Source organism: Bowdeniella massiliensis (assembly GCF_023634005.1).
In the GTDB taxonomy this organism is placed as follows: domain Bacteria; phylum Actinomycetota; class Actinomycetes; order Actinomycetales; family Actinomycetaceae; genus Bowdeniella; species Bowdeniella massiliensis.
In genome coordinates this window covers 102,938-121,487 of the sequence record NZ_JALIQR010000012.1, presented here as the reverse complement: position 1 = coordinate 121,487, position 18,550 = coordinate 102,938, and the positions used below count along the sequence as shown (strand labels likewise).

Sequence of the window (18,550 nt, the reverse complement as noted above, 5' to 3'; positions counted from 1 at the left end):
GCACCGCCGGATGGGACGAGGGGACACACCCCCCCCCCCGCAGCCGCCAGCACCCACTCCGCCTCGGCGAGCGCGCCGGCTGACCTCCCCGAGCATCCGAGCCCGCGCCAACTGCGCGCCTTCGTCCAAGCGCGCTATCGCGGCCAGTTTGACCTCGGCCGCACCAAACGCCTCGCTGATGAGCGCCTGCGCACCATCGTCAACGCGCGCGACGGCGGCTGCGTCTACCCGGGCTGCACCACGCACGCCGCCCTCTGCGAAATCGCGCACATCACCTCGTGGCGGGACGGCGGGCCGACGGACCTCACGAACCTCGCGACGCTGTGCCCTCACCACCACTGGATTACGGAACACCCGGTGGGCGACCCGGATCGCTACTCGATTACCGTCTCGGCCGACGGCCTGCCCGCCATCATCCCGCCCATCCGCGTCGACGCCCGCCAGCGCCCGATCTTCCACGAGCGCTTCGGCCCTGCCTCCTCCCCGGCGCCCTCCCCGCAGCGCTCACCCCACTCGGGCTCGACCTCCCGCGCTGGTCACGCTGACCCGACGAGTGCCGCCCTAGCCGACCGCGCCGGCCACGCACTAGCCGACCCGAAGCTCATCGCTCTAACCGGTCCGGCGGGCATCGCTCTAACCGGCCCGACGGGCATCGCTCTAACCGGCCCGACGGGTCACGCCCCAGCCGACGTCACGGAACACATCCTCGCGGACCGCACCGAGCTAGCTGAGCGCGCCGAACGCGCTGCTGAGCGTGCCGAACGCGCTGCCGAGCGTGCCCTGCGAGCTCTGGAGCGCCGCGAAGCCTCGTCGTCCCGCCGCCACATCACGATGCGAGACGCGGGACCCACCCAACCTCTCGGCCACGAGCCAGCACCGACCCAGCCGCTGCGCCACTACCCGGAACCGACTGAAGCCCCAGGTCTGGCTCAAGCCCCGTCACCAACTCAAGCCCCGGGGCCAGCCCCAGCCCAGTCTCCGATACCGGACAGTTCGCCACCTCGATCCTCGAGCCGAAGTTCGATCCCGAGCCCTCGCGGCCCCTTCACATCAGCGGCAAGAACACTCGCCCCGGCAGGCCGGCCGCGGGAGCAGGCCCCACCCGCAACGCCACCAGCAGGTCAACCACCGCCCGCGAATCCACCGCCGACGCAGGCCCCGGCACCTCCGCCGCCATCCCCGGCAATTTCGCCACCGACGCCGGCCGCCCGACCACTGCAAGCAGCATCACCACCGCAAGCCGCGCCACCGCCGCAGGCGGCGCCACAACTGGCACCGCGCAGCTCACCTCCGTAACAGGCGCCGCGCTCGCGCGCGCCCACAACAAGAAACGGCCTCTCCCAAATCGTCGGGAGAGGCCGTTTCGCTGCGCCTAGCTATGCGCCGCTATGATCGCCCGCACGCACGACGGTCGTCGGCGTCAACGCACCGGCCGCCAGCAGCTGCGCCGGATCCTGCTCGTAGTGCACGAAATCAGCCATCGCGCCGTCGATCAAGCCGGTCGCGCCCGCCTGCACCGCACCCGCACCCGGCCCCGACGCCAGATACGCCCGCGCCCGCCACGTCGCGAAGTCCATGATGTCCCCCGCGGACAGCCCAGCCTCGGCCCATAGCGCGAGCTCATCCGGAAGCGTCCCGTGCCGCAAGGTGCCACCGGCGTCCGAGCCGGGCAGAATCTGCACCCCGGCGTCCACCAGCTGCGCAAGGAGCGCAAACCGCCGCTCGTACAGCCAGCGCATTTGCGCCGCGTAAGCCGGGAACTTCGCTTGCCCGGCGGCCGCGAATTCAGCAAAGTTCGCCGATTGCACGAGCGTCGGAGTTACCGCCACACCGCGCGCCGCCGCCTCGGAAATGTGCTCCTCCAGCATTCCGGATCCATGCTCGATGCAGTCGATGCCCGCCTCCAGCAGCGGGCCAATCGCCTCGGTGGAAAATGCGTGCGCCGTCATGCGCGCGCCCGCCTCATGCGCCGCAGCCACAGCATCGGCGAGAACCTCCGGTTCCCACAGTGACGCGACGACGGCCTCCTGCCCCTGCGAGCGATCAATCCAGTCGGCGACGATCTTGACCCAGCCGTCGCCCGCCCGCGCCTGCCGCGCCACTTCCTCGGGCAGGTCTGCCGCCTCGTCTAGTTCGACGGCCAGGTGCCGCAGGTAACGCTTCGGGCGTGCGACGTGCTGCCCGGCGCGGATAATGAGGGGCACGTCGCCTCGCCCATCCAGGAAGTGCGTATCGGCCTGCGCGCCCGCATCGCGCACGAGCAACGTCCCCGCAGCCAAGTCGGCGCGCGCTTGCGTCACCGCCGTCTCGCGGGCGACGGGCCCCTCGCTACCAAGCCCAATATGGCAGTGGACGTCGACGAGCCCGGGATAGAACCAGCCGGTGAGCTCCGCGGCGGGAGCACTCGCGCCCCCGCTGCCCGCGCTTCCTGCGCCCCCGCTGCCCGCGCTTCCTGCGCCCGCGGGCTCGCGCAGCGTCAACCGCCCATCGACGAGCCAGGCGCGCGAAGCGCTCTGCCCGGAATTAAGAACGACGCGGCCCGATAGGGCCACCACGCGCGCCACGGCGTGCGCCTACTTCTTCAGGAACTTCTCGAGGCCTTCGGGCACCTCGAAGGACTGGTCTGCGCCCGCGGCCGAACCGAGCGAACCCAGCCCGAAGCTCGAGCCCTTCGGCTTCGGTTTGCTCGCCTCTTCGGCCCGCTGGCGTGCCTTGCGCTCCATCTCAGCTTCCTGGCGCGCCCGCTTCGCCGGGTTACCCGACTTGCCCTTGGGGCGCTTCTTCGCGGGGGCCTGCCGCCCGCGCGCCTTCTTGCCCATCCCGGGCATGTTCCCCATCCCCGGCATACCGCCAAGGCCGCCCATACCGCCGGGGCCGCCCATGCCCCCGCCGGAGCGCGCCATCGACTCCATCATCGTCTTGGCCTGCAAATAGCGTTCGACGAAGGCGTTAATCTCCGCCACCGTCGTGCCCGAACCGCGCGCGATGCGCGAGCGCCGCGAGCCGTTCAGGATCTTGACGTTCGCGCGCTCGGCGGGCGTCATCGATCGCACGATCGCCTCGATCCGATCCACTTCACGCTCATCGAAGTTGTCGAGCTGATCGCGCAGCTGCCCCATACCGGGCAGCATTCCCAGCATTTTCTTCATCGAGCCCATGCGCCGCAGCTGGCCGAGCTGGCTGAGGAAGTCATCGAGCGTGAACGCGCCCTGCCCGAGCTTCTCGGCCATCTTTTCGGCCTCGCCCTCATCGAAGGCCTTTTCGGCCTGTTCGATCAGGGTCATGACGTCGCCCATGTCGAGGATTCGCGACGCCATGCGATCGGCGTGGAAGCGCTCGAAGTCGCCGAGCTTTTCACCGGTGGAGGCAAACAGCACGGGCACGCCCGTCACGGTCCGCACGGACAGCGCCGCACCACCGCGCGCATCGCCATCGAGCTTTGACAGCACGACGCCCGTGAAGCCGACGCCGTCGCGGAAGGCCTCGGCGGTGTGCACGGCGTCCTGGCCGATCATCGCATCGAGCACGAACAGGATCTCGTCGGGGTGGACGGCGTCGCGAATGTCGATCGCCTGCTGCATCATTTCCTGGTCGACGCCGAGCCGGCCCGCGGTATCGACGATGACGACGTCGTGCAGCCGCGATTTCGCCGTCGCGAGGCCGCTGCGCGCCACCTCGACGGGATTGCCGACGCCGTTGCCGGGTTCGGGCGCCCACACGGGTACTCCCGCCTGTTCGCCCACGACCTGCAGCTGCGTCACCGCGTTCGGGCGCTGCAGGTCGGATGCTACGAGCAGCGGCGTGTGGCCGGCTTCGCGCAGCCACTTGCCGAGCTTGCCGGCGAGCGTCGTCTTACCCGCACCCTGCAGGCCCGCCAGCATGATGACGGTCGGGCCAGTTTTGGCAAAGCGCAGCTCGCGGGTGGCGCCGCCGAGGATTTCGATCAGTTCCTCGTTGACGATCTTGATGATCTGCTGGCCGGGGTTCAGCGCCGCGGAGACCTCCACGCCGCGCGCTTTTTCCCGCACCTGGGAGGTGAAGGCCCGCACGGCCGGCAGTGCGACGTCGGCATCGAGCAGCGCGCGCCTGATCTCCCCGATCGTCGTATCGATGTCGGCGTCGGTCAGCCGCCCCTTGCCGCGCAGGTTTTTAAACGACGCGGTGATCCGGTCAGAAAGCGTTGCGAACACGAAAAATCCTTACCTGATGAGGAATCCGGTCATATCTGCCCCATAGTCTATTGCGTTCGCCGCCGGAGGTCTTCTCACCCCACCCGCCGCTCGTTACAACATTGCATACAGCAGGGGGTGCGGGCGAGCGTGCCCCGAGCACGACCCAAGCGAACGCGACGGCGACAAGAACCTCACCGACCTCACCTTCAACGCCGGCAGCAAGGAAGCTGAGGGCACGGTGGTGTTCTACATCGACGGCTACCACCTCGCCGAGGTCCCGGTGAAGAACGGCACCGCGACGTGGAGCGAGATGATCGGCTCGCAGACCTCGAATTTCCAGGCCGTGTTCGTGCCAACCAAGGGTGCCGCCCGTTGGATCAGCGCGCCGCTGACTTCCACAACGGGCCAGAAGGCCGTCTCCACGCAGGATGCCGGAGAATTCCCTGAGGAAACCCCCGATGCGCAGGCTGGCGAGTTCTCGAAGGGCGAGGTCACCGTCGGTGCGCGTGATGTGTCCGTCACTGCGCGGCCACAGAGCAACAGCGACCTCATCAACATCGACACCAAGCCAGCGGATGATTCGCTGATCTATAACGTCACCGGCGGCTTCTATGAGGAAGGCTACGACGAGCCGACCTGCCCGGTTGAAGGCGTGAGCGGGCCTGGCCGCCGCACCATCGTGGCCGACAGCGAGTACTGCAAGGGCGACGGCTATTCGCTTCGCCTCGCGCTGGAGCCGCAGCCGCGCGCTGCGATCGGCAACACGGACGTGATCGACCTTGGCCAGGTGAGCGGCAAGGGTAAGACGGTTGAGACGCAGTTCTCCGGCGTCGGGGAAAGCAACGAGCCGGCGCCAGGTGAGCCTGTACCGAACCCGGGAGAGGGCGACGACGACGGAAACGACGGTTCCGACGGCGCGATCCTCGACACGCCTGTGACGATCAACAACGGCCACGTGGACTTGCGCGCTATGGAGGTTGACGGGAAGTTCTCTGTGGCGTTGGGTGATGATTCGCGTCAGCACGCCAAGGAGTCCGTGCTCCGAACCATCAACTCGACGACCCTGGAGGTCACCAAGCTCGCGAAGGTCAAGCGTGAAGGCAACGTGCTGGCCGATGAGAGCTATGACGTGCTCGGCCCGAAGGGCAGCGAGCTGTATGTTCTGCCGCAGGGTCAGCAGCCGGGGCGTGTGTGGCCGGGCTTCTCGAGCGAGACCCTGGACCGCGTGAAGTACCCCGAGGGCGCAACCATGACGCTCACCCCGGTGAGCGCCCCTGAGGGCGGCAAGTGGTTTGCGTACACCGAGAACCTGGGCGCCATCAACCGGATGTATGCCTCGATCGAGAAGGCATCGGACGTGCCGTTGCCTCCGGGCACGCACATGCACACCGCGTGGGCGTTCACTAAGCCGGGCACCTACACGATCGATGTGACCGCCCGTGCCAAGCAGGCCGGCGACGACGAGCAGGGTGCCCTGGCCCGCAGCGCTGCCGCAAATAACGACGGCGGGGGGGCTACGGCTGAAACGCAGCGGCTGACGTTCGTGGTCGAGAAGAAGTCCGCCACCGACGAGCCGGGCGACACCGAACCTCCAGTGGAGGAACCGAGTGAGGAGCCAACGGACGAGCCAGGTGACGAGCCAACCGACCAGCCGACGGATCAGCCAACGCCGGGCGAGCCGGGCGACCAGCCGACCGACCAGCCAACTGAGCAACCGGGCGACGATGTGGCGCCGGAGGAGCCAACCGACCAGCCAACCGAGGGAATGGTGCCGGGCCAGCCAGCCGACCCAGCGCAACCGGACGCCACCGACAACGCTGGCGGCACCGATAACGCCGACAACGCTGGCGGCACCGATAACGCAAGCCCCCCATCGGACGCTGGGGGAGCGTTGGCACGCACGGGCTGAGGTTGTGCCAGGCGCGCTTGCCGCTGTGACTGTTGTGGCGGGTATGGCGTTGTTGATGGTGATGCGCCGTCGCCGCGCCTAAGGCGTCCGGAGGCGGTTCTTGCCGTTTCGGTTCTTGCGTAGCCAGGCGCTCGTGGACGCGGTGTTCATCTTCGGGAGGAATCCGCGCAGTGTGATGAGCACGCCGTAAATGACCGAGTACAGTGCGAGGCGGTAGAGGAACGTGAGGAAGTCGTTGATCTCGCGGATCTTGTTGCCGTCGGTGTCCACGATGACGTTTTCGCCGCTGATGACTATTTCGGCTTGCGAGGGTTTTTCGACAACGGCGCTGCCGGAGAGGTATTCGCCTTCGTTGAGGAACAGCTTCTCGAACGGCGCGTTGTAGATCGGGTTGCCGGGGACGTCCAGGAATGCGCTGACGACGGCGCCGAACAGGAATAGGTAGGCCCCGTAATTGCTCCACCCGTTGGATGGGAGGAGCAATATCAGGAAGAGCCCGAGGAGAACCCCGGAGGCGACCCACGGGATTTCGAACATCACTACGAGCAGGAGCATGACCAGCCGTATCCCGAGGATGAACAGTCCGACGTAAATGAGCACGGCAAGAACGTTGAGGACGGTCTGGAGTGGCTTCGGGAGCCTCTTGATGGCCCGGCGTATCCTCGTTGTTCGCTTAGGCTGCGTATAACTTGGACCCTTCACGCGCTTCGACGCTTTCTCGGGCTTCGATGGATTCGTTTGTTCTGGTGGGGGGGTCACGGCGGGGTCCTTTATAGCCGATGCAGCACACCGCTTCCGCTGATGTCGCTGCGGGAACCTGAAGCTAAAGGTCAATTGAAGTACCTTTTGAGGTCAAGTTAGCGGGCTGAGGTGAACTGGTCAGCGGCCGCCGGTGAACGGCAGGTGAACCCGGTGGCGGTGTGGACTTGCCGCAGCTCCACACTGGAATCCAGCCGGTAGCGCACCTCTATCCCTTTCACTGCTCTCCCAGTTAATGTGGACGCATACCCCCTTTTACTGCCCAAGGGGGTGTCCCCGAATGAGTTCAACCGCGTTCTATCAGACTGTTGTTTGGAATACAGCTGATAAGTTTTTGCGCTCCATTGTGGAACCGGAGGATTACGGGGACTGCATTCTGCCGTTGACCGTATTGCGGCGCCTTGAGTGTATTCTCGCGCCTGCTAAGGACGAAGTGCTTGATCTGGTGTCGCAACTCCGTTCGGAGGGGTATAGCAATGCGATGATCGACTGGCAGGTGCAGCAGGAGTTTGACTTGTCGTTCTATAACTCGTCGCGGCTGGATCTGACGCGGATTGCCCAACTTGACGACCATGTCTATGAGTCGCTGATGGAGTATGTTGGCTCGTTTTCGTCGTCGATCCGTGACATTTGGGATGCATTTGATTTCGAGGTGCGGATGAAGACCCTCGACTCAGCTTCTCGCCTGTGGCAGGCAGTTAAGCATTTCGCGGGTATCGATATGAGTGTGGAAGCGCTGCCTGATACGCAGATGGGCGACCTTCGACACGAAGGGTAAAGCAGCCGGTGCTTTCTATACTCCGCGAGACGCTATCCGTTTGATGGTGGACATTCTTTTCGCGTCGGATGACGTTGGGTTGACTGAGAATGGTGCCTCGCGGGCTGTCTACGATCCCGCGGCCGATACCGGCGGCACCGTCGTCGTCGAAACCCGCCGCGCCTCCGGCTCGACCTCCACCTTCCGCAGCGTCTCGCTCACCCAGATCAACGACAACTACACCAACGTCACGAAGACCCTCGACGTCATCAACGCCAAACCCTGGCAGATCGGCAAGGTCGACTACCGCTGGGAGGTGACCTTCGCGCCCGGCGAGCTCGCCCAGCGCAAGGAGGGCGTCATGGTCAACCTTGGCTACGCAGACGGCGGCGTCATCGACGGTCGCATCACGCATGAACTCGTGATCGACGGGAAGCCGACGGGCCATATCTTCTGAGCCCGCGCAACCTCGCAGCCGGGGCCGAGCAGCCTCGCGGCGGGCCGCCGCTTAGCCGGCGAGGATCGCGTCGACGAAGCCCTCGGCGTCAAACGGCGCGAGGTCGTCCGCCCCCTCGCCAAGTCCGACGAACTTCACGGGGACGCCGAGCTCACGCTGCACGGCCACGACGATCCCGCCCTTGGCCGAACCATCGAGCTTCGTTAGCACGATGCCCGTAACGTCCACGGCCTCGGAGAAGACCTGCGCCTGGCGCATGCCGTTCTGGCCCGTCGTCGCATCAAGGACGAGCAGCACTTCGCGCACCGGCGCGCGGCGCGACATCACGCGCTTGATCTTGCCGAGTTCGTCCATGAGGTGGGCCTTGTTTTGCAGGCGCCCCGCGGTATCGACGAGCACGACGTCGGCGCCGTCGGCCGCGCCCTGACGCACAGCCTCGAACGCGACCGAGGCCGGATCGGCGCCCTCCTTATCGCTTTTCACGACGGGCACGCCCACGCGCTCGCCCCACGTGGAGAGCTGCTGGACGGCGGCGGCGCGGAAGGTATCGGCGGCGCCGAGCACGACGTCGTGGCCCTCGGCGACGAGGACGCGCGCGATCTTGCCGACCGTCGTCGTCTTGCCGGCGCCGTTGACGCCGACGACGAGGATGCTTGCGGGGTGCTTTTCGCCGTCGTCGCCGACGACGTGTTCGATCTTCAGGGCGCGATCCATGCTGGGATCGACCAGGCGCAACAGCTCATCGCGCAGCACGCCCTGGATCGCCGCGGGATCGCTCGTGCCGAGCACCTTGGCCTGGGTGCGCAGGTGGTCCATGAGCTCCGTCGTCGGGCCAAGGCCGAGGTCCGCCATGAGGAGCGTCTCCTCGATCTCCTCCCAGTCCTCCTCGCGCAGATCGCCGCGCGACAGGATCGCGAGCAGGCGGTTGCCGAGCGCTCCGGAGCGCGACAGCCGCGCCTTCAGGCGCTGGAAACGCGTGCCGGCAGCCTCGGGACGCTCCAGCGTCGGCGCCGAGACGCCCGCGCCCGAGCCCGCGCCGGAGCCAGCACCCCCGCCACTGGCCGGATCGGTCAGCGGCGGCTGATCGCGCTCGCCGGTTTCGGCGCCGGCCCCGCCCGGGAACGGGCTGCGCTGCTCGGGCGGCAGCTGGGCGCGGCGCGATTTTCGCACCCCGGCAACGAGCGCGACAATACCGAGCAGGAGGATGACGACGAGTCCGGCAATGAGGGCGTATTCTTGGCCAGTCATGCCCCCATTGTCGCCGAGAATTGCCGCGCACCCAAACGAGATCTAGCCTTGCCGCATGGCTAACCTCGCACCCATCGCGTTTCCGCTCGTGCTCGTTGCGCTGCTGTGGGCCGGGCTCGGCGGCATGGTCGCCTACCAGCAGCATCGGCCACATTCCGCGCTGCGGGGCCTGATCGCCGTCGCGGCGCTCGTGGTGTTCGTGCTGAGCGTCGTTGCTGGGCGCTCGCTGGACCTCACCGCGGCAGCGCGCGTGTGGGGCATCGTGATCGTGCTCGCCGCCGGAGTCGCGGGTTACGTCGTGGGGTCGAGCCTTGCGCGGCGCGGCGGGCAGCGCCAGCCCTAGAGCCGCTGCGAAATAACGGCAGAAACCCCGTCGCGCATCGAGACGCCATACAGGGCGTCGGCAATTTCCATCGTGCGCTTTTGATGCGTGATGACGATGAGCTGGGAGTCGCGCTGCAGCTCGGCGAAGATGCCGAGCAGGCGGTCCAGGTTGCGGTCATCGAGCGCCGCCTCGACCTCGTCCATGACGTAAAACGGTGAGGGCCGCGCCTTAAAGATCGCGACGAGCAGCGCGATGGCCGTGAGCGAGCGCTCCCCGCCGGACAGCAGCGAGAGCCGCTTGACCTTCTTGCCCGCGGGCCGCGCCTCCACCTCGATGCCGGTGGTGAGCATGTCCTCGGGGTCCGTCAGCACGAGGCGCCCCTCACCGCCGGGAAACAGGCGGTCGAAGACGCCCGTGAACTCGCGCGCCGTATCGGCATAGGCCTCGGTGAAGACGCGCTCGACGCGCTCATCGATCTCGCGCACGATCGTCAGCAGATCGGCGCGCGACTTCTTGATATCCGCGACCTGCGTGGCAAGGAAGTTGTGGCGCTCGTTCAGCGCGGCATGCTCCTCCAGCGCGAGCGGGTTGATCTTGCCGAGGCGCGCGACGTCACGCTCCGCGCGCTTGAGGCGCTTTTCCTGCTGCTCGCGCACATACGGCTGCTCGACGCGCACCTCCTCGCCGTCGGCGTCCGTTGTGACTTCGACGAGCGGCATGTGCGGCCCGAATTCCTCGACGAGCGTGTCCGCATCGAGCGCGAGCTCCTCGCTGATGCGCGCCGCGAGCGCCTCCAGGCGCAGGGTTAGCTCCGCGCGCGCGAGTTCCTCGCGGTGGGCGGCGTCGGTGAGCTCGGTCAGGCGCGTGCTCGCCTCGTCAATGGCCGCGCGCGCGGCGGCGAGCTCCCGCTGGTGTTCGGTCTGGGCGGCTTCGGCGGCCTCGCGCTCATCCTGGGCGCGCGCCACGGACTCGGCGATGGCGGCAAGGGCGGCGTCGGCATCGGCGCGCACACCATCGGCGACGCGCGCGGCGGCCTCGCGGCGCCGGTGACGTTCCTCGGCGCGGCGCCGCGCGGTGCGCTCCGCCTCGGCTGCTTCGGCGAGCTGTTGCGCCCGGCCCGATAGCGCGCTCACGCGCTCCTGGATCGTGCGCAATTGCAAGCGCGCGTCCGTCTCCGCGCGGCGCGCGAGCGTGGCGGCTTCGGCGGCCGTATCGCGCTCGCGCTGCGCCTCGGTGAGATCCGCCTCGGCATCCTGCGGCGCTTTTTCGGCGACGACGAGCCGCTCGCGTAGCTCGGCAAGTTCCTCGGCGTGCGCCGCGAGCTCGGTATCGAGGCGGGCGATCGCGGGCCCGGTGCGCTCGACCTCCGCCTGCGCCGAACGCAGCGTCGCCGATAGGCGTGCCAACTTCTGGTTCGATTGCGCGGCGCTGGCGTCCGCGTCGCGTACGGCGCTCAGGCTGGCCGCGACGGCACGTCGGGCCTCCTCGGCGGCGACGTCCGCGGCCTCGCGCTCGCGCTGCAGCTCGCCGGCGCGCGCTTCGGCGGCGGCGCGGGCTTCGGCGGCCTCATCGTAGCGGGCTTGAAGTTCGATCAGTGAGCCGGCGGCGCTCCCTCCGCCGCTGACGCGCGCCCCATCGATGACGTCACCGGCCGCGGTGACGATCCGCAGATGCGGGTGGGCCGCGGCGATGTCGCGCGCCTCGGCGATGTCTGCTGCGAGGGCGGTGCGACTCAGCAGCGCGGTGATCGCCGCGGCGTATTCGGGCTCCTTCACCTCGACGACGTCCAGCGCCGCCGCCAGTCCCGCGGGCACCTCGCGCTCACCGGCCCGTCGTCCCTGCTCATGCGTCTCCGGTTCAGCGGCGCTTGCTGCCTGCGCCTCTTCGCCCGCGTGCGCGAGGCGCACACTGCCCGCGTCTGTCGCTCGGGCGTGATCTAGCGCCGCCAGCGCGGCCGCGAGGTCCGCGGTGAGCGCCGCCTCCGCAAAGTCGCCCAGCGCCGCCGCGATCGCGGCACGCCACGGCTCGGCGACGCTGATCGCCTGCGGTACCAGCACGGCCGCGTGCCCGTCGGCGACGAGCTGGGCGGTCCCATCGCGCCGATCGAGTGAGAGCGCGAGCGTGTCCATCTGCGCCGTCGCCACCTGGACGCGCGAGCGCTCGGCACGTTCGGCCTCCGCGAGCTGCTTGGCGCTGCGGTCGGCGGTATCGGCGGCCGCGAGCGCGCGGGCATGCGCGGCCTCCAGATCCTCGCCGACGCCGACACTCGCGGCGATGGCACGTTCCAGCTCGGTGTAGTCCGCCTCGGCGGCCCGGGCGCGTTCTTCGGCCTCGACGAGGGAGTCCGCCAGCCGGCCCCGCTCCGCGCGCGCCGCCTCGATGCGTGACTCGCGCGCCGCGACCTGGCCGGCGAGCCGCGCCAGCCCCTCGCGTCGATCCGCCACCCCGCGGTGCACAGCAGCGAGCCGATGCTCGGCAGTGCGTTCGGCCTCCTCGGCCGCGCCGCGCCGCTCGCTCGCCCCCGCAAGCGCCTGCTCGGCCGCCTCCTGCTCGCCGTGCAGTTCGGCCTCGGCGGCCCGCGCCGAGCGTGCCTGGCCCTCGAGCTCTTCGGGGTCCGGGCCGGAAAACGTCGGCGCGGGGGCGTCAAGGAAGCGGGCCCGTTCGCGCGCGAGGCTCTGGATCGATCCGAGCCGTTCGCGCAGCGTCGTCAGCGCCACGACGGTATCGGCCGCCGCGCGCACCCGCGGCCCGGCCGTCTGCGCCGCCGCCTCTAGCTCGGCGAGGACCCCGCGCAACCGCCCTAGCTCGGCCTGCGCCGCCGCCCGCTGCTCGCCCAGCTCCCGCTCGCCCTGGGACTCGCTGGCCAGTTGCGCGCTCAGCTGCGCGTAATCGTCGGCATACAGCCGCGATTTCGCATCGCGCAGGTCCGCCTGGATCACCTGGGCGCGCCGCGCCACGTCGGCCTGCCGCGCGAGCGGCCCGAGCTGCCGCCGAATCTCCGCGGTGAGGTCCTCCAGCCGGTTGAGGTTCGCGGCCATCGTCTCCAGCTTGCGCAGCGCGCGGTCCTTGCGCCGGCGATGCTTGAGGACGCCCGCGGCCTCCTCGATGAAGCCCCGCCGCTCCTCGGGCGTGGCGTGCAGCACGGCGTCGAGCTGCCCCTGCCCCACGATGACGTGCATCTGGCGCCCCATGCCGGTATCGGAGAGCAGCTCTTGGATGTCCAGCAGCCGGCAAGCCGTGCCGTTGATCGCATACTCCGAGCCGCCGGAGCGAAACAGCGTGCGCGAGATCGTCACCTCGGAGTAGTCGATCGGCAGCGCCCCGTCGGTGTTATCAATCGTGAGCGAAACTTCGGCGCGCCCGAGCGCCGGCCGCGAGCTCGTTCCCGCGAAGACGACGTCGGCCATATTCCCGCCGCGCAGCGCCTTGGCGCCCTGCTCGCCCATGACCCAGGCGAGGGCGTCGACGACGTTAGATTTGCCGGACCCGTTCGGCCCGACGACGCACGTGATGCCCGGCTCGAATTTCAGGGTCGTCGCAGACGCGAACGACTTAAAGCCGCGCAGCGTCAGCGTTTTGAGATGCACGCCTTGAGCTTACCGGCTCGGGCGGTGCGTTGCGGAAAATCGCGCCGCGCCTACACTGGCGAGGATGGCCGAGCTCGCGAACCTTTCCCCGCTTGGTCAGTTGCGCGCCGGCAAGCTCGGGCGGCCACTGACCAATCTCGTCATCGGCCAGATCCTGTTCGGCGTCTCGATGGCGATGATGATCCGCGCCGGGCTCGGCACGATGCCTTGGGACGTGCTGCACGTCGGCCTGCCGCTTCCCGCCGCGATCGCGCTGATGCTGGGCGGCGTGCTGGGCCTCGGCACGGTCGTCTACGCCCTCGCGATCGGGCCGCTGACGCAGCTGTTCTTGCCGCGCCTGACGATCGAGCTCGAATCCAATCCGCGCCGCCCCAAAGCGACAAGCCCCGTGACCCGCGCAACAATAAGGGGCATGACAACGCCATCTAGCGCCCCCTTCGAGTTTGCTGGCACCTGGCCCGCGCGCCTGATCGCCACCGCTATCCACGCCGGCCACGGCCTGCGGCCCGAGCTCACCGAGCTCATGGCCCTACCCGAGGCCGATCGCCTGCGCGAGGAGGATCCGTTCACCGATCGCCTCATCGACGGCTTCGATACGCGCGTCTACGTTGACCGTTCGCGCTTCGAGGTGGATCTCAACCGCGACGCCGACGGCGCCGTGTATCGCAGCCCCGCCGAGGCCTGGGACCTGAAGGTCTGGCACGATACGGAGCTCGACGCGGCAAACGTCGCTGCCTCCCGCGAGATCCACACCGCGTTTTACGACGAGCTGCGCGCCCGTCTGGATGAGTGCGCGAAGCATGGCCCGTTCGTGATCTACGACGTGCACTCCTATAACCATCGCCGCGACGGCGCCGATAGGCCCGCTGCCCCCGAGGCCGATAACCCCGAGGTCAACGTCGGCACCGGCTCGCTCAACTCCGAGCGCTTCGGCGGCGTCGTCACCGCATTTATGGGCGCCCTGCAGGCCCAGCGCGTGCCCTGGGGCACGCTCGATGTGCGCGAGAACGTACGCTTTTTCGGTGGCAACCTCGCGCGGTGGGTGCACGAGAACTACCCCGAGACGGGCATCGTCCTTGCGCTCGAGTTCAAAAAGACGTTCATGGACGAGTGGAGCGGCATTCCCGACGAGGAACACCTGCGGGCGCTGAACGCGGCCCTGCGCGAGACGGTGCCGGCCACGCTCGCGGCACTCGACAAGCTGGAGGCGCCGTGAGCGAGGAGTACGCGCAGATCTCCACCGATCGCCCGGGCGGCGCCGCGACAGGGCTTGCCGCCGGCGACCTCGCCGTCGATCACGCCCTCGCGCTGCTGTCCTCCTCGATGCGTTTTCTGCTCGATGTCACGCCCGATAACGCCGACGAGATCCGCGAGCCCTTCCTCGCCGGCGAGGTCGATGAGCCGGAGTTTTCCTACCGCGAGCTCGACGCCGATCCGGACGTGCTCGACGCGATGCTCGATTTCATCGCCTTTGACGCCGTCGCCGATCCATCGCTCGGTTCACTGCTGCGCGCCAAGGCCCGCGACGTGCGCCTGCAGATCGAGATGCTGCGCGCCCGCGGCACCGCGGACTTCAAGAACCTCTCACTCGAGCTCTACGGCTCGGTGACGCCCGCCCTGCGCGAGGTCGCCGAGCACCTCCTTTCCGACGTGCCGCCAGAGGCGCCGCGCGCCGATAGCGTCGACGCCGAGGAATTTCTGGAGCTCGCGCTCGCCGAGTTCGACTACTACCGCGAGCAGGACGGCGACATCGCGATGAACGCCGAAGTGCGTGACGACGTCGTCGGCGTCCTCGTCGCCGGCGATACGCTCATGATCAGCCAGTCGGCGCACATTGCTCGCGAGCGCGCGAACGCGCTGCTGCAGCATGAGGTCGGCACGCACCTCGTCACGCAGGTCAACGGCGCCCACCAGCCGATCAAGCTGCTCGGCGCGGGCCTGGCCCGCTACGACGAAACCCAGGAGGGCCTGGCCGTGCTCGCGGAGATCGCCTGCGGCGGCCTCACGCGCTCGCGGCTGCGGCAGCTCGCGGCGCGCGTGCTCACCGTCGACGCGATGCTCGCCGGCGCCAGTTTCCGCGAGGCCTTCAACGCACTGACCGCAGCCGAGTTCACGCCCGCGAGCGCCTACACCACCGTCATGCGCGTCTACCGCGGCGGCGGCTTTACCAAGGACGCCATCTACCTGCGCGGCCTCGTGGACCTGCTAGCCCATGTGCGCGAGGACGGTAACCTCGGGCACCTGTGGCTCGGCAAGTTTGCGCTGCAGGATCTGCCGCTCGTGCGTGACCTCGCCGAGCGCGGCATCCTCGCGCCCGCGCGCCTGACCCCGCGCTACGTCACCGAGCCCTTCATGGCCGAGCGCCTCACCGCGGCCGCCGACGCCGACCTCGCGAGCCTCGTCGTGACGCTCGAGAGCTAACGCCCGACCATTCTTGCCGCACCACCCCCAACCTGGAAAAGGACCCCCGCATGAAAATCGGATTTGTTGTCAACGACGTCGCGACCGAGGAGCCGTTTTATACGACGACGCGCCTGGCGATGGCGGCCACCCAGGCCGGGCACGAGACCTGGCTCATGGGCATGGGCGATTTCGGCTATGAGCCGGACTCGACGCTGTCCGCGCGGGCCTCGGCCGGCCAGCCCGGTAAGTCCTACCGCTCGCTGGAGCGCTACTTGGAGGACGTGCAAAAGCCGGATCAGGAAAAGCTCGTCTCGGTGTCCGACTTCGACGTCATCATGCTGCGGGCCGATCCGGCCGATGACGCGAGCGAAAACCCGTGGGCGAACACCGCGGGCGTCGCCTTCGGTCAGCTCATTGCATCCTCAGGCGTCCTCGTCGTCAACGACCCGACCTCGCTCGCCGGGGCGCTATCCAAGGCCTATTTCCAGCATTTCCCGGAGGCGGTGCGCCCGCGCACGCTGATCTCACGCAATGAGGAGCGCATCCGCGATTTCGTCGACGAGCTCGGCGGCCGCGCGGTGCTCAAGCCGCTGCAGGGCTCGGGAGGCTCGGGCGTCTTCCTCGTCAACACGAAGGAATCGCCCAACCTCGCCCAGATCGTGGAGGCCATTTCGCGCGACGGCTACGTCGTCGCCCAGGAATACCTTCCCGAGGCGATGGACGGCGACGTGCGCATGTTCGTTATGAACGGGGAGCCGCTGAAGGTGGGCGACGCCTACGCGGCCTTCCGACGGGTGCCCTCCAGCTCGGATGTGCGCTCGAACATGTCGAGCGGTGGTAAGGCCCAGGCCGTGAAGGTCACCGAGGAGATGCTGCACCTCGTCGAGCTCGTGCGCCCCAAACTCCAAGCCGACGGGATGTTCCTCGTCGGGCTCGACATCGTCGGCGACAAGCTCATGGAGGTCAACGTCTTCTCGCCCGGCGGGCTCGGCTCCTGCCAGCAGCTCTACGACGTCGACTTCGCCCCCGCCGTGATCGCGGACCTGGAGCGCAAGATCGCGATCCGCGACCACTACGGCAACGAGCTCACTAACGCCCGCCTCGCGAGCGTCTAGTTGTTGAGGTAAATGACCGCCGAGTAGGGCGCGATGTCCAGCTGGTTCGCGCCGCCCTCGCCAAGGCCCGGCGTTTCGTGATTGCCAAAGAGCTGGCTGTAGCGGCTCGCGTCGGAGTTAAAGACGACGCGCCAGTTGCCCGGCAGATCGATCGGCACTTGCTTGGCGTCGGCGGAGAAGTTCGCCGCGATGAGCGCCGCCGCGCCGTCGATCGTGCCGCGCGTGAAGGCCAGCACCTTCGCCTCGTTATCGGCGATGATGATGTTCGTCTGCGAGCCCTGCAGCGCCGCAGATTCGCCGTAGAGGTTGCGCCGCAGTGAGATGACGTCGCGGAACATTTGCGTCAGGTCGCGCAGCTCCCAGGCCTGCTCCCAGTCCAGCGGCACGGTGTCGCGGAACCATTCGCCCTCGAGGAACTCCTGGCCCTGGAAGAGCATCGGGATGCCGGGGGCGGTCAGCGTGAGGATCGCCCCGAGGGTCGCGCGCTTTTGCGCGGCCCAGCCCGTCGGATCGGCCTCATCGACCTCGCTTGGCACGCGCGCCGAACCGTTGGCGACCTCGTCGTGCGATTCGGTGTAGATGACGCGATCGAAGGGGTGGTGGTATTCGTGCGTGATGGCTGCCGCGAGCGCATCGATGGAGCGCGCTGCGTCGTCGGGCGTGGTGAGGGCCGCCCGCACGGGGTGGACGAACTCGCTATCCCACTGGGCGTGCATCGCGCCGCCGCCTTCGGCCGGATCGGTGACGGCGGCGTCGTTGTGCAGGTCCTCGGCGATCGCGAGCCGGCCGGGGAACTCCGAGCGCACGAGCCGCGCCACGTCGCCCATCATCGTCCAACCCTCTTCGATATCGTCGCCGAAGCCGTTGCCGGCGCGCATGTAGGGCGTCATATCGAGCCGTAGCCCGTCCATGTGGTAGTCGCGCAGCCACATGCGGGCGTTATCGAGGATGAAGTCGCGCACCTCGCGCCGGCCGTAGTCGGGCCGGGTATCGCCCCAGGGCGTGGCCGAGCGCCAGTCCTGGTAGAAGTAGATGCCGCCCTTGTCGTTTTCGCTCCAGCCGTCGAACTGCCAGATGGACAGATCCGAGGGGCCGAAGTGGTTGTAGACGACGTCGACGATGACAGCGATGCCGTTTTTGTGCGCCTCGCGCACGAAGGTCTTCAGCGCATCGGGCCCGCCGTAGCTGGATTCGACGGCGAACATGTGGGCCGGGTTGTAGCCCCAAGAGATATCGCCCGCGAACTCCATGAGCGGCATGAGCTCGATCGCGTTGACGCCGAGCTCGCGCAGGTAGCCGAGCTTGCCGGTGAGGTCGTTCAGGTCCGCGCCGGAATCGTCGGCGGGAACGAAGGAGCCGATGTGCGTTTCGTAGATGACGAGCTGGTGCGCGCGCGGGGTGTCGAACGCGTCGTCGTCCTGCCAGTCGAAGTCGGCGTGGTTATAGAGCACGCCGTTGCCGACGGAGTTCGTCACGCGCGCGGCGCGCGGGTCGATGCGGTAGAACGAGTTCTCGCCGTTGGTGATGATGAACTGGTATTCCTGACCGGTCTGCGCGCCCGGCACCTCGCCGTAGAAGTGGCCGTTGCCTTCATCGGCTAGCGCGTTCGCGGACTCATTCCAGTCGTTAAAATCGCCGACGACGTGTACGGCGTCGGCATTGGGCGCCCAGACGCGAAAGGCATAGCCACCCTCGATCGGAAAGGCGCCCATCCCCGGTTGTGCTTCACTCATCGATTATCGTCCTCACGGTTAATAGCGGGGCAGCCCGCAACGAAAAACTGCCGCGCCACCGCTCATCGGTGTCGCCACAGTGTGA

The 18,550-nt window shown here is 68.1% G+C and carries 14 protein-coding genes; 8 read left to right on the top strand and 6 right to left on the bottom strand.

The genetic code is table 11. The features are described from left to right. A partial coding sequence (locus MUN85_RS09635; protein ID WP_250506511.1) for an HNH endonuclease signature motif containing protein occupies positions 1-1,296 on the top strand: 1,296 nt, incomplete at its 5' end. A gap of 80 nt (positions 1,297-1,376) precedes the next feature. Here the strand turns inward: MUN85_RS09635 and MUN85_RS09630 are convergent. After that, positions 1,377-2,564: an amidohydrolase family protein gene (locus MUN85_RS09630; protein WP_250506510.1), complete on the bottom strand. Its 1,188-nt coding sequence runs from the start codon at positions 2,562-2,564 to the stop codon at positions 1,377-1,379. 9 nt (positions 2,565-2,573) lie between these two features. Further along, positions 2,574-4,190: a signal recognition particle protein gene (gene ffh / locus MUN85_RS09625; protein ID WP_250506509.1), complete on the bottom strand. Its 1,617-nt coding sequence runs from the start codon at positions 4,188-4,190 to the stop codon at positions 2,574-2,576. Between the two features lie 223 nt (positions 4,191-4,413). Here ffh and MUN85_RS09620 point away from each other — a divergent pair, with 223 nt between their 5' ends. Beyond that, a complete protein-coding gene (locus MUN85_RS09620) occupies positions 4,414-6,081 on the top strand; it encodes a choice-of-anchor M domain-containing protein (protein ID WP_250506508.1) in 1,668 nt (555 codons plus the stop codon). 78 nt (positions 6,082-6,159) lie between these two features. On the opposite strand, the gene MUN85_RS09615 is transcribed toward MUN85_RS09620, so the two are convergent. Then, positions 6,160-6,681, bottom strand: coding sequence for a hypothetical protein (locus MUN85_RS09615; protein WP_250506507.1), 522 nt, complete (start codon positions 6,679-6,681; stop codon positions 6,160-6,162). Between the two features lie 439 nt (positions 6,682-7,120). Between MUN85_RS09615 and MUN85_RS09610 the strand changes: the two genes are divergently transcribed. Beyond that, the gene (locus MUN85_RS09610; protein ID WP_250506506.1) at positions 7,121-7,618 is read left to right on the top strand and encodes a type I restriction-modification system subunit M N-terminal domain-containing protein; all 498 of its coding nucleotides are present in this window, start codon (positions 7,121-7,123) and stop codon (positions 7,616-7,618) included. 43 nt (positions 7,619-7,661) lie between these two features. Beyond that, positions 7,662-8,054 carry a hypothetical protein gene (locus MUN85_RS09605; RefSeq protein WP_250506505.1) on the top strand — a complete coding sequence of 131 codons (393 nt, stop codon included), beginning with the start codon at positions 7,662-7,664 and terminating at the stop codon, positions 8,052-8,054. 51 nt (positions 8,055-8,105) lie between these two features. On the opposite strand, the gene ftsY is transcribed toward MUN85_RS09605, so the two are convergent. After that, positions 8,106-9,302, bottom strand: a complete 1,197-nt coding sequence (gene ftsY, locus MUN85_RS09600; RefSeq protein WP_250506504.1) for a signal recognition particle-docking protein FtsY — start codon at positions 9,300-9,302, stop codon at positions 8,106-8,108. 55 nt (positions 9,303-9,357) lie between these two features. On the opposite strand from ftsY, the gene MUN85_RS09595 reads away from it, so the two are divergent. After that, positions 9,358-9,645, top strand: a complete 288-nt coding sequence (locus MUN85_RS09595; RefSeq protein WP_250506503.1) for a hypothetical protein — start codon at positions 9,358-9,360, stop codon at positions 9,643-9,645. Here MUN85_RS09595 and smc read toward each other — a convergent pair. Beyond that, positions 9,642-13,214: a chromosome segregation protein SMC gene (gene smc, locus MUN85_RS09590; RefSeq protein WP_250506502.1), complete on the bottom strand. Its 3,573-nt coding sequence runs from the start codon at positions 13,212-13,214 to the stop codon at positions 9,642-9,644. The two genes, MUN85_RS09595 and smc, sit on opposite strands and share 4 nt — an antisense overlap. A 64-nt stretch (positions 13,215-13,278) precedes the next feature. On the opposite strand from smc, the gene MUN85_RS09585 reads away from it, so the two are divergent. The 3 genes from MUN85_RS09585 to MUN85_RS09575 are packed head-to-tail and all read left to right on the top strand — an operon-like array spanning position 13,279 to position 16,732. Beyond that, positions 13,279-14,430: an N-formylglutamate amidohydrolase gene (locus MUN85_RS09585; protein WP_250506501.1), complete on the top strand. Its 1,152-nt coding sequence runs from the start codon at positions 13,279-13,281 to the stop codon at positions 14,428-14,430. Beyond that, positions 14,427-15,635 carry a peptidase MATCAP family protein gene (locus MUN85_RS09580; protein ID WP_250506500.1) on the top strand — a complete coding sequence of 403 codons (1,209 nt, stop codon included), beginning with the start codon at positions 14,427-14,429 and terminating at the stop codon, positions 15,633-15,635. Before MUN85_RS09585 ends, MUN85_RS09580 begins: the two co-directional genes overlap by 4 nt. A gap of 50 nt (positions 15,636-15,685) precedes the next feature. Next, positions 15,686-16,732, top strand: coding sequence for a glutathione synthetase (locus tag MUN85_RS09575; protein ID WP_250506499.1), 1,047 nt, complete (start codon positions 15,686-15,688; stop codon positions 16,730-16,732). Here the strand turns inward: MUN85_RS09575 and MUN85_RS09570 are convergent. Continuing rightward, positions 16,729-18,465 carry an alpha-amylase family glycosyl hydrolase gene (locus MUN85_RS09570; RefSeq protein WP_250506498.1) on the bottom strand — a complete coding sequence of 579 codons (1,737 nt, stop codon included), beginning with the start codon at positions 18,463-18,465 and terminating at the stop codon, positions 16,729-16,731. The genes MUN85_RS09575 and MUN85_RS09570 overlap by 4 nt on opposite strands. Positions 18,466-18,550 lie beyond the last annotated feature (85 nt).